The sequence below is a fragment of the Microbaculum mangrovi genome (assembly GCF_051390635.1).
Lineage (GTDB): Bacteria > Pseudomonadota > Alphaproteobacteria > Rhizobiales > Tepidamorphaceae > Microbaculum.
Window position 1 is genome coordinate 627,582 of sequence record NZ_JBPODT010000004.1, and the last position, 13,527, is coordinate 641,108.

General features: G+C 66.5%; 14 protein-coding genes, 1 tRNA gene and 1 pseudogene. 2 read left to right on the forward strand and 14 right to left on the reverse strand.

The genetic code is table 11. From position 1 onward, the window contains the following. Window positions 1-44: 44 nt before the first annotated feature. Genes folD through ACSF9G_RS19720 form a run of 3 tightly spaced genes read right to left on the reverse strand, consistent with a single transcriptional unit; the run spans window position 45 to window position 1,567 of the window. On the reverse strand, window positions 45-926 hold the full coding sequence (gene folD, locus ACSF9G_RS19710) for a bifunctional methylenetetrahydrofolate dehydrogenase/methenyltetrahydrofolate cyclohydrolase FolD (protein ID WP_436643829.1): 882 nt from the start codon (window positions 924-926) through the stop codon (window positions 45-47). Further along, window positions 923-1,270 (reverse strand): DUF167 family protein, encoded by a 348-nt coding sequence (locus tag ACSF9G_RS19715; protein WP_436643830.1) that lies wholly within the window; start codon window positions 1,268-1,270, stop codon window positions 923-925. Before ACSF9G_RS19715 ends, folD begins: the two co-directional genes overlap by 4 nt. A gap of 6 nt (window positions 1,271-1,276) precedes the next feature. After that, complete coding sequence (locus ACSF9G_RS19720; protein ID WP_436643831.1) at window positions 1,277-1,567, reverse strand: YggT family protein; 291 nt, start codon at window positions 1,565-1,567, stop codon at window positions 1,277-1,279. Window positions 1,568-1,706: 139 nt separating this feature from the next. On the opposite strand from ACSF9G_RS19720, the gene ACSF9G_RS19725 reads away from it, so the two are divergent. Further along, window positions 1,707-1,782, forward strand: a tRNA-Ala gene (locus ACSF9G_RS19725). Between the two features lie 428 nt (window positions 1,783-2,210). On the opposite strand, the gene ACSF9G_RS19730 is transcribed toward ACSF9G_RS19725, so the two are convergent. From ACSF9G_RS19730 to ACSF9G_RS19780, 11 genes and pseudogenes are all read right to left on the reverse strand, one after another. After that, window positions 2,211-2,927 (reverse strand): glutamine amidotransferase, encoded by a 717-nt coding sequence (locus ACSF9G_RS19730; protein WP_436643832.1) that lies wholly within the window; start codon window positions 2,925-2,927, stop codon window positions 2,211-2,213. Between the two features lie 16 nt (window positions 2,928-2,943). Further along, entirely contained in the window at window positions 2,944-3,735 is a 792-nt protein-coding gene (locus ACSF9G_RS19735) for a glucose 1-dehydrogenase (protein WP_436643833.1), read from the reverse strand. A gap of 122 nt (window positions 3,736-3,857) precedes the next feature. After that, window positions 3,858-4,328: a tellurite resistance TerB family protein gene (locus ACSF9G_RS19740; protein ID WP_436643834.1), complete on the reverse strand. Its 471-nt coding sequence runs from the start codon at window positions 4,326-4,328 to the stop codon at window positions 3,858-3,860. Window positions 4,329-4,504: 176 nt separating this feature from the next. After that, window positions 4,505-6,043, reverse strand: coding sequence for a UxaA family hydrolase (locus ACSF9G_RS19745; protein WP_436644045.1), 1,539 nt, complete (start codon window positions 6,041-6,043; stop codon window positions 4,505-4,507). Between the two features lie 111 nt (window positions 6,044-6,154). After that, window positions 6,155-7,084, reverse strand: a complete 930-nt coding sequence (locus tag ACSF9G_RS19750) for an SMP-30/gluconolactonase/LRE family protein (protein ID WP_436643835.1) — start codon at window positions 7,082-7,084, stop codon at window positions 6,155-6,157. Window positions 7,085-7,104: 20 nt separating this feature from the next. After that, a complete protein-coding gene (locus ACSF9G_RS19755; protein WP_436643836.1) occupies window positions 7,105-8,055 on the reverse strand; it encodes an ABC transporter permease in 951 nt (316 codons plus the stop codon). Continuing rightward, window positions 8,055-8,996, reverse strand: coding sequence for an ABC transporter permease (locus ACSF9G_RS19760; RefSeq protein ID WP_436643837.1), 942 nt, complete (start codon window positions 8,994-8,996; stop codon window positions 8,055-8,057). The genes ACSF9G_RS19755 and ACSF9G_RS19760 overlap by 1 nt, the downstream gene beginning before the upstream one ends. Then, entirely contained in the window at window positions 8,993-9,829 is an 837-nt protein-coding gene (locus ACSF9G_RS19765) for an ATP-binding cassette domain-containing protein (RefSeq protein WP_436644046.1), read from the reverse strand. Before ACSF9G_RS19765 ends, ACSF9G_RS19760 begins: the two co-directional genes overlap by 4 nt. 141 nt (window positions 9,830-9,970) lie before the next feature. Then, window positions 9,971-10,423, reverse strand: a pseudogene (locus ACSF9G_RS19770) (ATP-binding cassette domain-containing protein); the annotation flags it as partial. A 126-nt stretch (window positions 10,424-10,549) separates the two neighbouring features. Beyond that, the gene (locus tag ACSF9G_RS19775; RefSeq protein ID WP_436643838.1) at window positions 10,550-11,563 is read right to left on the reverse strand and encodes an ABC transporter substrate-binding protein; all 1,014 of its coding nucleotides are present in this window, start codon (window positions 11,561-11,563) and stop codon (window positions 10,550-10,552) included. A 70-nt stretch (window positions 11,564-11,633) separates the two neighbouring features. Further along, on the reverse strand, window positions 11,634-12,377 hold the full coding sequence (locus tag ACSF9G_RS19780) for a FadR/GntR family transcriptional regulator (protein WP_436643839.1): 744 nt from the start codon (window positions 12,375-12,377) through the stop codon (window positions 11,634-11,636). 111 nt (window positions 12,378-12,488) lie between these two features. On the opposite strand from ACSF9G_RS19780, the gene ACSF9G_RS19785 reads away from it, so the two are divergent. Beyond that, window positions 12,489-13,406, forward strand: a complete 918-nt coding sequence (locus tag ACSF9G_RS19785) for a 2-dehydro-3-deoxygalactonokinase (RefSeq protein ID WP_436643840.1) — start codon at window positions 12,489-12,491, stop codon at window positions 13,404-13,406. Window positions 13,407-13,527: the final 121 nt, after the last annotated feature.

Below are 13,527 nucleotides of genomic sequence, written 5' to 3' on the forward strand. Positions count from 1 at the left end.
ACCCGGAACGATCGGGCGGACACGCCCGGGTTTCGAAATCTTCCCTAGAGAATCGGCTCGATACCGTTCTGCCGGCACGCGGCTTCCACCGTGTTGCGCAGCAGGCAGGCAATGGTCATCGGGCCGACTCCGCCGGGTACCGGCGTGATGGCGCCGGCTACCTTGAGCGCCTCGTCGTAGGCGACGTCGCCGACCAGGCGGGTCTTGCCGTCGTCCTTCGGGACGCGGTTGATGCCGACGTCGATGACGGTGGCGCCCGGCTTGATCCAGTCGCCCCTGATCATCTCGGGGCGGCCGACGGCGGCGATCAGAAGATCGGCGCGGCGACAGACGCCGGCAAGGTCGCGCGTGCGCGAATGGGCGATCGTGACGGTGCAGTTCTCGTTGAGCAGCAACTGCGCGACCGGCTTGCCGACGATATTGGAGCGGCCGACGACGACGGCCTCCATGCCGCTTAGATCCGGGTGGACCTGCTTGGCGAGGATGACGCAGCCGACCGGCGTGCAGGGCACCAGCGCCGGCAGGCCGGTGGCCAGCCGGCCGGCATTGATGACGTGGAAGCCGTCGACGTCCTTGGCGGGGTCGATCGTGGCGATGACCGCGGCCGAATCGATCTGTCGCGGCAGCGGCAGCTGCACGAGGATGCCGTTGACGGCCGGATCGGCGTTGAGCGTGCGGACGAGGTCGAGCAGTTCGTCCTCGCCGGTCGCGGCATCGAGCCTGTGCTCGAAAGAGTTCATGCCGACTTCGACGGTCTGTTTGCCCTTGTTGCGGACATAGACCGCGCTGGCGGGATCCTCGCCGACGAGGACGACCGCCAGGCCGGGCGTGACGCCGTGATCCGCCTTGAGCCTCTCCACGGCCCTGGCAACCTCCTGGCGAAGCTCAGCGGCCGTCGCCTTGCCGTCGATGATGCGTGCCGTCATGGGCGATCCCCCTCGGTGTTCGATTCGAGCGCGCGGAGCGCGCATTCAAGTTCCCCGGCGTCGCCGGCAACATGCACCGTCTTGAGCCGTGCCTTGTGGCCGGATGCGACGGCGACGGTCGCTCGCGCGACACCCAGTGCCTTGGCCAGAAGCTTTTCCAGCGCGGTGTTGGCCGCGCCCTTCTCCGGCACCGCGCGCACGCGGGCGGCCAGCACCCGGCTGTCGTCGGACAGCGCGGCCACGCCGTCGATCTGGTCGCGGCTGCTCTTCGGTGTCAGCCGTACGTGTATGTCGATGCCACCGGAAACCGCCTTGAACCAGTCGGGAGCGTGATCGGCGGACAATGGGGCTCAGAATACCGCGGGATAGATGTAGAGGATGATGACACGCTGGATCAGGAAGATCAGCAGCAGCAGGATCACCGGCGAGATGTCGATGCCGCCGAGATTGGGCATCAACCGACGGATCGGCCGCAAGGCCGGTTCGGTCATACGCCACAGAGCCTCGCCAACCATGCTGACGAACTGGTTGCGCGTGTTGACCACGTTGAAGGCGATGAGCCAGCTGAAGATCGCCGAGACAATGACAATCCAGACATAGAGCTGGAGGGCGATCAGAATGACGTCGAGTATGGCGCGCATGATTCGATTGACCCGCGTTTCGCAGACAAACGATCTAGCGGTCCGCATACGCCACCGCAACCCTTGGAAAACATAGAATCGGGTGTTTCGCTTGACAGCGGGAGGTTCGGGACACTAAATCCCGCCACCCAGGTACCTTGGGGCCGTAGCTCAGTTGGGAGAGCGCCGCGTTCGCAATGCGGAGGTCAGGGGTTCGACCCCCCTCGGCTCCACCAATCCCCACGCAGGGGATATTGGTTCTACCCCCGTTCCCCTGAAAATTATCCGTTTTTGCCCAAGGGCGAACCTCCCCGAGGCTCGACGAATCGTGTCCGGCCCGCGCCGAGCGCGTTCCGGGCGCCTGGCGCCGACGTGGAAGGAAAGAGGGGCTGGGAAATGGGATGGGAGGTAGCGGAAAGGGGTCGCGATCATCGCTACCCCCCATCCAGTCCGGGCTGACTACGCACGACCAGATGCCAGCCTGGCCATATCTCTGCAATCCGCTTGCCAGTTAAGGTAAACAGAGCTGTTTTCGATATATGGAGGATGGCGGCGCCGTCGGCGCAATATCTGGTATTTCAAGGCGGCAAATGCTCGAGCCGCGTTTCGCAATCTGCGAGGCAATTTGCAAAATGCGAAAACCGGGCGGCGTGCGGCTCGGCGGCTATTCGGCGGCCTGGGCGCGTCGGCGCGGATCGGCGCTGAGCCACAGATCGAGGAAATCCTCGAGCCAGCGGCGGATGTCCGGATCGAAGACGGACCGCCCCTCGAAGTGGTCGCGGCGGCGCTGGGCGCCGGGCATGTCCATCCGGGCGGCGCCGCGCACGGTCCAGCGATGCATCATCGCCAGCGTCAATTCGGCATGGAACTGGACGCCGAAGGCGCAGGTGCCGAAACGGAACGCCTGATTCTCGAACATGTCGCCGCTGGCCAGAAGCTCTGCCTCCTTCGGCACATCGAAGCCCTCGCGGTGCCACTGGTAGACCATCCCGGGCCAATCCATCATCCGGCGCCCGCTCTCGGTCGCGCGCAGCGGATAGTACCCGACTTCGGCACAGCCCTCGGGATGGGGGCGGACCTGACCGCCCAGCGTCTTCACCATCTGCTGCGCGCCGAGGCAGACGCCGAGAAACGGCGCGTTCTCCTTCAGCGGCACGTTGATCCAGTCGATCTCGCGGCGGATGTAGTCGTGTTCGTCGTTGGCGCTTTGCGGTCCGCCGAAGATCACCGCGCCAGCATGCGCGCGCAGCGTCTTCGGTAGCGGCTCCCCAAGCACGGGGCGGCGAATGTCGAGCTCGTAGCCGCGTCGCTGCAAGGCCTGGCCGATGCGGCCGGGCGTCGAGCCTTCCTGATGCAGAACGATGAGAATCGGTTGCGGCATGGTTTCGGCGCCCAGACTACATGGCGCTGAGGCCCCCATCGAGCTTGATTTCCGAGGCGGTCATATAACGGGATTCGTCGCTTGCCAGATAGATGGCCGCGTAGGCGACGTCCTCGACCGTGCACAGGCGCTTCAGCGGGATCTGCCGGGTGAGCTTGCCCTTCTGGTCGTCCGTCAGCGGCCGGCGCTCGCCGCCACGGGCGAAGACGTCCTGCAGCAGGCCGGTCTCGATGAAGGTCGGATGGATCGAATTGGCGCGGATGTCGTCGCCGCGGTGGGCGCAATGCAGCGCCGTGGACTTGGTCAGCATCCACATGCCCGCCTTGGAGGTGTTGTAGGCGGCGACGTTGTGGCCGGCGACGAGGCCGGATACCGAGGAGACGTTGACGATCGAGGCGGGCTGGCTCTCGCGCAGATAGGGGATCGCGAGCCGCATGCCGAGATAGACCGAATCGAGATTGACCCCCATGCAGCGGCGCCAATCCGCCGGGTCCGTGTCCTCCACAGACCCGACCGCCCAGACGCCGGCGTTATTGACCAGAACGTCGATGCCGCCGAGGGCCGCGTTCGCCGTCTCCAGCGCCTCGGCCCATCCGCTCTCCGACGTCACGTCGTGGGCGCAGAAGGAAGCCGTGCCGGGGGCGTCGTCGTTGACCCTGACGGCCAGGGACTGGACGGCCGCGCCATCCAGGTCGGTCAGCATCACACGGGCGCCCTCGGACACGAAGGCGTGCGCGATCGCGCTGCCGATGCCGCCGGCCGCACCGGTGATGAACGCCCGTTTTCCCTTCAAACGGCTTCCGGTCATGAGACCTCCGTCCTGCTCGCCCCGCCGACGGCAAGATGCCTTCTCAGAAAACAGACGATTGGGTAGCGGGTTTGACGTGCGGACTCAAGGAAATCGCGCGTTGCCGGTCCCACCGTACCGGATCAGTCGGTCTTCGGCATGTGGTCGGGGGCGTGCTCGACGCGCTTGCGCAGCGCGATGCGTTCGCGCGAGGAAATGCCGAGCAGCTCGGCGACGCGCCAGATGAAGTTGTCCTCGACCTCGTGCACTTCGCCGTCGGCGTAGACGAGCTCCCACAACATCTCGACGACGCCGCGGCGGCCGTCCTCGTCGAGCGCCCGCTTGAGGACGCTGGTGAAGGCGTAGAGGTCGATCGCCTCCAGGTCACGACGTCGCGCCTCGGCGATCAGCCGGGACGTCTCGTCGTCGTTGAGGTCGAACTTCTGCTGCATCAGCAGGCGCAGCTTGACCTTCTCCGGCTCGTCGACGATGCCGTCGACGGCAATCGCGTGCACGGCGAGCGCGGCGGTCGCGACACGCGGATCCGTGGCGTCGAACACCGGTTCCGATTCCGCCTTGAGGTTGCGGATAACCTTCTGGATTGCCCCGAACATCGGCCCCTGTCCTGCGCCAACTACCTGCGCCAACTACCTGCGCCCATTACCTGCTGGGCTACTCTCACGAAGGCTGCGCCCCCGAACGCGCGCCGATACTAGTGGCACCGTGCCACACCGACCAAGACCCGTCGGCGCGGATTCCGCCGTCCGTGTCCTTGCGGACACAATGGCGATCACATGGTGGCGCCGATGACCCAGGGCGTGAACTCGTTATCGCCGAATCCGAGCTCCTCGCTTTTCGACCTTTCGCCCGAAGCGACGGCAAGCAGCCGGTCGAAGATGCGCCGGCCCATCTCCTCGACGCCGACGCCGTGGGACAGGATCTCGCCGCAATTGATGTCCATGTCCTCGGCCATGCGTTCGTACATCGCCGTGTTGGTGGCGAGCTTTACGCTGGGGGCCGGCTTGAAGCCGAACACCGAGCCGCGACCGGTGGTGAAGCAGACAATATTGGCGCCGGAGGCGACCTCGCCGGTGATGGACGCCGGGTCGTAGCCCGGCGAATCCATGAAGACGAAGCCCTTGGCCGTCACCGGCTCGGCATACTTGTAGACGCCGACCAGATCGGTCGTGCCGCCCTTGGCGGCGGCGCCCAGCGATTTCTCCAGGATCGTCGTCAGTCCGCCGGCCTTGTTGCCAGGCGAGGGATTGTTGTTCATGTCGCCGCCGTTGCGGGCGGTGTAGTCCTCCCACCATCGGATGCGCTCGACCAGCTTCTCGCCGACGGCGCGATCGGGTGCGCGGCGGGTCAGCAGATGCTCGGCCCCATAGATCTCCGGCGTTTCGGCGAGGATCGCGGTACCGCCGTGGCGAACCAGCAGGTCGGCGGCCGTCCCCAGGGCCGGATTGGCGGTGATGCCCGAATAGGCGTCCGAGCCGCCGCATTGCAGGGCGAGGCAGAGATGTTCGGCGAACACCGTCTCCCGCGTAACCGCGTTGGCAGTGGGCAGCATCGCCTCGACGCGGCGGATGCCCTCCTCGACCGCCTTCCGCGTGCCGCCCCACTCCTGGATCGTCATGTGCTGGAAGCGGCGGTCGTCGTGCAGATCGTAGGCCTCCATCAGGAAGCGGATCTGGTTGACCTCGCAGCCGAGACCGACCAGCACCACCCCGGCGCAGTTCGCGTGGCGTACGTAGCCCCACATGGTGCGCTGCAGGGTGTCGAAGCCCTCGCCGGCATCGGCGAGGCCGCAGCCGGTGCCGTGCACGAAGGCCGCGACGCCGTCGACATTCGGATAGGCGGCAAGGCGCTCCGTGGTGAAGTGCGCGGCGATCATGCGCGCAACCGTCGCCGAGCAGTTTACCGTCGAGACGATGGCGATGTAGTTGCGCGTCGCCACGCGGCCGTCGTGGCGGACGATCCCCTGGAAGGTGGCGCGCTCGGCCTCCGACACGAACGCGGTCGGTTTGGCCTCGGCGCCGAAGGCGTAGTCGCGGGCGAAATCGCCCATCACGCAGTTCTGCGTGTGGACGTGGTCGCCGGGCGCGATGTCGACGGCGGCGAAGCCGATGATCTGGCCATACTTGCGGATCTCCTCGCCCCTGGCGACAGGCCGCGTCGCGATCTTGTGGCCGGAGGGGATGTCGGCTGTGGTCGTCACGCCCTCGCCCGGCAGGGCGGTGCCGGCGGCGATCTTCGAGGCGGCGACGATGACGTTGTCGCTCGGATTGAGCCGGATGACGCGCGGACCGTCCGCGCTGACGGGAGACATTTCGTTCACGGGCTTGGTTTCCGGTTCGGGTTTCGTTTCCAGTTTCGCATGCAAACAGCCCGCATCACCGGCAGCGCCGGGTTTCGGCGAACGCTGTCGCAAGCCATGGTCTCAGGGAACCTGCGCGCCGCTCACGCCGACGAAGACCGAATAGAGCGAGCGCGTCGCCGTGATGAACAGCCGGTTGCGCTTCGGCCCGCCGAAAGTGAGGTTGGCGACCATCTCGGGGATGCGGATCTTGCCGAGCAGGTTGCCCCGCGTGTCGTAACAATGGACCCCGTCCCGGGCGCTCGTCCAGACGTTTCCCTCGACGTCCAGGCGCATGCCGTCCGGCACGCCGGGCGAGACCTCGGCGAAGACCTTGCCCTTCTTCAGGCTCCGGCCCTTCTCGACCGAGAAGACGCGGATGTGATGCGGCCCTTCCGGGTCGTGGCTGAGACCGGAATCGGCGATGTAGAGCTTCGACTCGTCGGGCGAGAAGGCAAGGCCGTTCGGCTTGACGAAATCGTCGGCGACGACCTCGATCTTCCCGCTCTTCGGATCGACCCGGTAGACATAGCAGCCGTCCTGCTCGGGTTCTGCCTTATGGCCTTCATAGTCGGACATGATCCCGTAGGTCGGGTCGGTGAACCAGATCGACCCGTCCGACTTCACCACAACGTCGTTGGGCGAATTGAGCTTCCTGCCCTTGTAGGTGTCGGCGATCACGGTGATCGAGCCGTCGGGCTCGGTGCGGGTGACGCGGCGCCCGCCGTGCTCGCAGGAGACGAGCCGGCCCTCGCGGTCGCGGGTGTTGCCGTTCGAATAATTGGAATCGGCGCGGAACACCGAGACGGTGCCGTTGGCGCCGCCGTCGGGCAGCCAGCGCAGCATGCGCCGGTTGGGGATGTCGCTCCAGACGAGAAAGCCGCCGTCGCCGAACCAGACCGGGCCTTCCGCCCAGCGGCATCCGTCGAACAGCCTCTCGACGTCGGCCGTCGGCACGGTGAGATCGTAGAAACGCTTGTCCACGTATTCGTAGGAATCGCCGACCAGAGCCATCGTCACTCCTCCCTTCTTGCCTAGCGCGTGTTGCGCTGTCCGCCGGCGATGGTGATGACGCCGATGATAATGAGGCCGGTCATGACAAGCCGGACGCCGGCGCCGAGCCCGAACGTGTTGAGCATGGTGACCAGCAGGAACAGGAACAGCGCCGCGCCCCACAGCCCCGGCACGTTGGCGAAGCCGCCGGCGACCGAGGTGCCGCCGATCACCACGACGGCAATGGAGGAGAGCAGGTACTCCTGACCCATGTTGAGCGCGGCGCCACCCGAGAAGGCGGAGAACAGATAGCCGGACAGAGCGGCGAAGACGGCGCACATCACATAGGTCGCGAACCGCGTGGCATCGACCGAGACGCCGGCCAGCCAGGCCGCGCGCGGGTTCTGGCCGATGGCGATGACCGACCTGCCGTAGACGGTGCGGGTCAGGATCACGTGCATGACGACGGCGAGCAGCACGACGCAGATCGCCAGTACCGGAATGCCCAGAATCACCGACGTCGAAAAATCGGCCAGCAGCGGCGGCGGCTTGATCCTCAGGCCCCGATTGTACCAGATCGCCGCGGACTGGAAGAGGAAGCTCGACGACAGGGTGGCGATGATCGGCGGAATGCGCAGAAGCCGGATCAGCGCGTAGTTGAAGATGCCGACGCCGATACCGACGCCGATCGCCAGCACCAGCCCGATCAGGATCATCGCGTCCTGCGTGTCCATGATCTTGGTGGCAACCGTGCCGGCGAGCGTCATGGTCGCGGGAATCGACAGGTCGACGTTGCCGGGCCCGAGCGTGACGACGAACATCTGCCCGAGCGCGACGATCACGAAGAAGGTCGCGAAGGTGAAGGCCGCTGTCAGGACCTGTCCGGCGCCCTGGCCCTGGGTGAAGCCGATGGTGACGACCCATACTGCGATCGCCGCGGCGTAGGCCCAGATCCAGGGCTTCTCCAGAAGGCGTGCGACGACCGTCGGCATCAGTGTCTCGCCTCCGCCCGGTTGATGAGGGCGCGCAGCGCCAGGACGATGATCAGGATCGCGCCCTGCGCGCCGATCTGCCAGTCGGGACTGATCCTGAGGAAGGACAGGAACGAGCCCGCGAGCGTCAGTGTCATGGCGCCGATCACCGCGCCGACCGGCGAGACGCGGCCGCCGACGAACTCGCTGCCGCCGAGGATCGCACCGGCGATCGACAACAGCGTATAGCGCAGCGCGATATTGGCATCCGCCGAGGTCGTCAGCCCGACGAGCGCGATGCCCGACAGCGCGCCGAACAGGCCGGCGAACGCGAACATGGTCATCTTGACCTTGAGCATCGACCAGCCGGCGCGGGCGACCGAGCGCGGATTGCCGCCGGCGCCGCGCAGGACCGCGCCATAAGCCGACCGCATAAGCCCGAAATGGACGACGAGTCCGATGACGATCGCTGCCAGGATCGAGAACGGCACGTAGGGCGTCTTCAGCTTCATGAGCGCCTGAATCCAGTCCGGCGCCTTGCCGCCAGGCGTGGGCAGCAGCAGCACGGAGAGGCCGGCCCAGACGAAGGACATGCCGAGCGTGACGACGATGGAGGGCAGGTTGCGCAGGTGGATCAGTGCCCCCAGCGCCGCGTAGACGCCGATGCAGGCGATGAGAACGGCGATACCCAGAAGCGGGATCTCGTTCAGCCAGGTCGCGGCGACACAGGCGCAAAAGCTGACATAGGCGCCGATCGACAGGTCGAGATCGTTGACGCAGAGGATGAACATCTGCGCGATGGTCGCCAGCGCGATCGGCACTGCCAGGTTGAGCAGCAGGTTGAGCCCGAAATAGCTCATCGCGCGCGGCTGCAGATAGAAGATGGCGATCAGGATCACCGTCAGCGACATGGCCGGCAGGATCGAGCGCATCAGGCGCGGTGACAGCAGCACTGCGGTCATGCGTCCTCCGTGAACGAGGATTGCAGAACCTTCTCCTCGGTGAGCTGGTCGCGTGGCAGATCGGCGACGATGCGGCCGTTGCGGAAGACGTAGACGTGGTCGCAGTTCTTCAGTTCGTCGAGCTCGGTGGTGTACCAGACGAAGGTTCGACCCTTCGCCGCCTCGTCGCGAATGATCCCGTAGACCTCCTGCTTGGTGCCGACGTCGACGCCGCGCATCGGATCGTCCATCAGCACGATCTCGGCATCCGAGCCGAGGGCGCGGGCGAACAGCGCCTTCTGCTGGTTGCCGCCGGACAGGGACAGGATGTTGTCGTGGATGTCGGGCGTGCGGATTTTGATGCGCGCGCGCCACGCTTCCGCCATCTCGTCTTCCCGGCGCGAGTCGATCAGCGGCCCCATGCGCATGGCGCGGATGGAGCGGATGCCGATATTGCGGGCGATCGACCACAGCGGGAAGATGCCGTCGTTCTGGCGGTCGCCGGCGACGAGCGCCACGGGCGCGTCGACGGACGCGCCGCGGCCTCCCCGTCCGGCCATCCGGATACCCGCCAGGGGCTTCGCCGAATAGATCTGCAGCAGCATCGCGGTCTGGCCGTGGCCCTCGAGGCCGGCCAGTCCGACGACTTCGCCCCGGTGCGCCGAGAGCTCCATGGCGTCGGCCTGTGCGGGGGGGCGGGCGGTTACGCGGGGGGCGGCGCCGGTGCGCTTCGAGATGAAGTCGCCCGCCTTGGCGGCGTCCTCCTCCTTGGCCACCGAACCCATGGCGCCGACCAGCGAGGTGCGGGTGAAATCCCTGGCGGGGCGGGCGTCGACCACCTTGCCGTCGCGCATGACCACGACGCGGTCGCAGGTCGACAGGATCTCGCCGAGGAGATGGGAAATCAGGATGCAGGCGCCGCCGCCTTCGACGTAGCGGCGCACGAAGGAGAGCAATTGCTCGGCGACGACCGCGTCGAGCGAGGAGGTCGGCTCGTCCAGGATGACGAGCTTGACCCGGCCCTCGGTCTCGGAGAAGGCGCGGGCGATCTCGACCATCTGGCGACGGGCGATCGACAGGTCGCCGACGATGTCGCCGGCATCGACGCCGTGGCCGGGAAAAATCTCGTCGAGCTTGGAGACGATCACCACGCCCGCCCGTTTGCGCCAGCCGAAGCCGCGCAGGGCCGCGTGCATGATGCGGGCATTCTCGGCGACGGTCAGGTTGGGGCAGAGCGAAAGCTCCTGGAAGACGCAGCGCAGGCCGGCGGCGTGCGCCTGGGACACGCCGTAGCGCCCCGTCATGTCGGCGGCGCCGACGCGGATCGAGCCGCGATCGGGCGCGAGCGTGCCGGACAGCACGTTCATCAGCGTCGACTTGCCGGCACCGTTGTGGCCGACAAGGCCGAGGCATTCGCCGGCGGTGATGGCGAGGTCGACGCCGGCGAGCGCATGGACGGCGCCGAAATGCTTTTCGACGCCGTCCAGATGAAAGATGCGTTCAGGCCGGTCGGACATGCCCGTGCGCTTTCGGTTCCCGTCGGTCAGCCGGAGCCCGTCCGAACCACCATGCCGTCAATTCGCCGCGCTGATGACTTCCTGGGCATCCTCGAGCGTGTACTCGACATTGGCGACACCGCCCTTCTCGGTGTTGGCCAGGTTCTGCTCCAGATTGTCCTGATCGATGCGCAGGAAGGGCACGACGAGGTCCTTCGGCACGTCCTGGCCGTCGAGGATCTGCTGGGCGACCCAGAAGGCGAGGGTGGAGACGCCCGGAGCGATCGACACCGACATGGTCTCGTAGCCGTTGGCGTCCTTCTGCTCCTTCCACCACAGAAGCTCGTCCTCGCGGTTGCCCATGATGATGAGCGGGGTCGGCCGGCCCGCGGCCTTGAAGGCCTGCGCGGCACCGTATCCGTCGCCGCCCTGCGTCACGACCGCATCGACCTCGGGCAGGCTCGGCAGAATGCCGGCGACCGCCTTCTGGGCGACGTCCTGGGCCCAGTCGCCGTGCACGGAGCCGACGATCTTGAACTGCGGGTTCTCCGCGACGCCCTCGTGGATGCCGGCGGAAATCTCGTCGTCGACGAAGACACCGGCCAGGCCGCGGATCTCGAGCAGGTTGCCGCCGTCGGGCATCTTCTCGGCGAGATAGAGCACCTCGTCCTTGCCCATCTGCTTGAAGTCGACGGCGATGCGCCAGGCGCAGGGTTCGGTGACGATGCCGTCGAATGAGACGACCGTGATCCCGGCGTCGCAGGCTTCCTTCACCGCGCCGTTAAGGGCGTCCGGCGATGCCGCGTTGATGACGATCGCATCATAGCCCTGCAGGATCAGGTTCTGGATCTGCGCGGCCTGCTCCGTGACCTGGTTCTCGGCGGTGGTGAACGGGTCGGCCGCCGCGACGGTGCCGTCCTCGACGGCCTTCTTGGTGACCTTGTCCCAGCTGCGCAGCATCGCCTGACGCCAGGAGTTGCCGGCGTAGTTGTTGGACAGGGCTATCTTCTTGTCAGAGGTGTCGGCCAGGGCACTGCCGGCCGCAAGCCCGAGTGACACCGCGGTCGCTACCATCAGGGTCGTTTTCAGCATTGGGGTTCCTCCAGTTATATTTTCGACCGCTTGCCGCGGTCCTTCAGAGCGCCGGCCAAGGCGCCGGCGATCATTCCTTCGATCCGGTTCCGCCGCCTCCCCAGATCATCTCCTCGAGGTCGACCAGCGCCTCGTCGAGCAGGTGCGTCATCGCCGCCCGCGCCGCGCCCGGCTTGCGCCGCTCGATCGCCGCGTAGACCGCGCGGTGCAGCGGCACGGAGGCCTGGCGTTTCGCAGGCTCCACGTTGACGATCGAGAAGCTGCGGGTCAGCGCCGGCTCGAGCAGATGGCCGAGCGACACGAGCAGCTCGTTGCGGGTCGCGATCAGCACGGCACGGTGAAACGCGAGATCCGGTGCAATCCAGCATTCCAGCGACGTGGCGCTGGCCATGCCCTCGAGGCTGCGGTGCATGACGTCCAAGTCGTCCACGTCGCGGCGCGCGGCGGCGAGCGCGGCCGCGGCCGGCTCTATGATGTGGCGGAACTCGAAGAACGCCTGAGCGTAGGTGCGATCCGGGGCGGCGCCGAACGCCCAGGTGGTCACGTCGGGATCGAGCATGTTCCATTCGCTGCGCTGGCGTACGCGGGTGCCGGTCTTCGGCCGGGATTCGACCAGGCCCTTGCCGGCGAGCATCTTGATGGCTTCGCGAAAGGAGGTGCGGCTGACCGCAAGGCGGGCGCTGTAGTCGCCTTCGGTCGGAAGCACGGAGCCCGGCGCGAACTCGCCGGCGACGATGCGGCGGCCGAGCTCGTCGACGATCTGGCCATGAACGCTACGCCGGGCCGTCGAAAGGGCCCGAGCCGGCTTGTTCACGTGTATCCTCCCTCGCCGCCGGTTATGACGTATCCGTTATCGGGATCGGCGGCTTCATTTGTCGTACAATAACACCAATGACCGGCAAGACGGCAAGAGGGGAGATGTGGCGTGAATCGAATCGACGCGGTGCTGATCGACTGGGGAACGACTAACGTCCGTGCCTACGGGATCGGCGCGGATGGCGCGATTCTTGAGCGTCGTGTTTCGGCGCATGGCATCCGGAACGTTCCCGACCGGCAATTCGCCGCCGCCTTCGATGCCCTGGTCGGCGACTGGCGCGCGAGCGCGCCCGTTCCCGTCCTGATGAGCGGCATGATCGGCAGCCGGCAGGGCTGGGCCGAGGCACCCTACGTCGCCTGTCCGGCGGGGCTGGACGATCTTGCGGACGGTCTTTTGAGCGTTCCGGATCGGTCCGGCGTGCGGATCGTGCCCGGCGTCTGCCTCGGTGCATCGGCCTCCCATCGCGACGTCATGCGCGGCGAGGAAGTGCAGTGTTTCGGCGCGCTGGCGACCGAACGGATTGCGGACGCCGTGCTTTGCCTGCCCGGCACCCACAGCAAATGGGTGCGGATGGAGGGGGGCAGGCTCGTCGATTTCGCCACTGCCATGACCGGCGAGGCCTACGAGGTGCTGCGTCGCCATTCGATCCTCTCCGCGCTGATACGGGATGAGGAAACCGGCGCGCCCGGCGACAGCAGGTGGTTCGCCGCCGGTCTGGTGCGTTCGGGCGAACCGGGCGGCCTGTTGCACCATCTGTTCTCGGTTCGCGCCGACGGGTTGTTTGACATCGTGCCGGGCGAAGGGCTTGCCGACTATCTGTCCGGAATCCTGATCGGGCACGAGATCCGATCCATGGCCGGCCTGTTTCCGGCGCCGCGGCCCGTTCTGGTCGTCGGCGGTAGCGGACTGGCCGCCGCCTATCGCGCCGCCTTGTCCCATCTGGAGGTTGAGGCGCGCGCGATCGATGCGGAAAAAGCGACGACTTCCGGACTTTTCCGGATCCTTTCAAAGGGACGGTCCCTATAGGATCGACCCGCGGAAATCCTGACGCGGCGGTCAATCGCAACAGGATACTTGCACCTTAAATATTTCAAGCTTAAAGTTATTGCCTATCGAGCCGCGGACACGTGCGCCGCGAACCAAACAG

Excerpts from the sequence above, each read along its gene's own strand:
- folD (WP_436643829.1), bottom strand. The coding sequence starts at position 926 with ATGACGGCACGCATCATCGACGGCAAGGCGACGGCCGCTGAGCTTCGC.
- ACSF9G_RS19720 (WP_436643831.1), bottom strand. The coding sequence starts at position 1,567 with ATGCGCGCCATACTCGACGTCATTCTGATCGCCCTCCAGCTCTATGTC.
- ACSF9G_RS19730 (WP_436643832.1), bottom strand. The coding sequence starts at position 2,927 with ATGCCGCAACCGATTCTCATCGTTCTGCATCAGGAAGGCTCGACGCCC.
- ACSF9G_RS19735 (WP_436643833.1), bottom strand. The coding sequence starts at position 3,735 with ATGACCGGAAGCCGTTTGAAGGGAAAACGGGCGTTCATCACCGGTGCG.
- ACSF9G_RS19740 (WP_436643834.1), bottom strand. The coding sequence starts at position 4,328 with ATGTTCGGGGCAATCCAGAAGGTTATCCGCAACCTCAAGGCGGAATCG.
- ACSF9G_RS19745 (WP_436644045.1), bottom strand. The coding sequence starts at position 6,043 with ATGTCTCCCGTCAGCGCGGACGGTCCGCGCGTCATCCGGCTCAATCCG.
- ACSF9G_RS19750 (WP_436643835.1), bottom strand. The coding sequence starts at position 7,084 with ATGGCTCTGGTCGGCGATTCCTACGAATACGTGGACAAGCGTTTCTAC.
- ACSF9G_RS19755 (WP_436643836.1), bottom strand. The coding sequence starts at position 8,055 with ATGCCGACGGTCGTCGCACGCCTTCTGGAGAAGCCCTGGATCTGGGCC.
- ACSF9G_RS19760 (WP_436643837.1), bottom strand. The coding sequence starts at position 8,996 with ATGACCGCAGTGCTGCTGTCACCGCGCCTGATGCGCTCGATCCTGCCG.
- ACSF9G_RS19765 (WP_436644046.1), bottom strand. The coding sequence starts at position 9,829 with ATGCGCGACGGCAAGGTGGTCGACGCCCGCCCCGCCAGGGATTTCACC.
- ACSF9G_RS19775 (WP_436643838.1), bottom strand. The coding sequence starts at position 11,563 with ATGCTGAAAACGACCCTGATGGTAGCGACCGCGGTGTCACTCGGGCTT.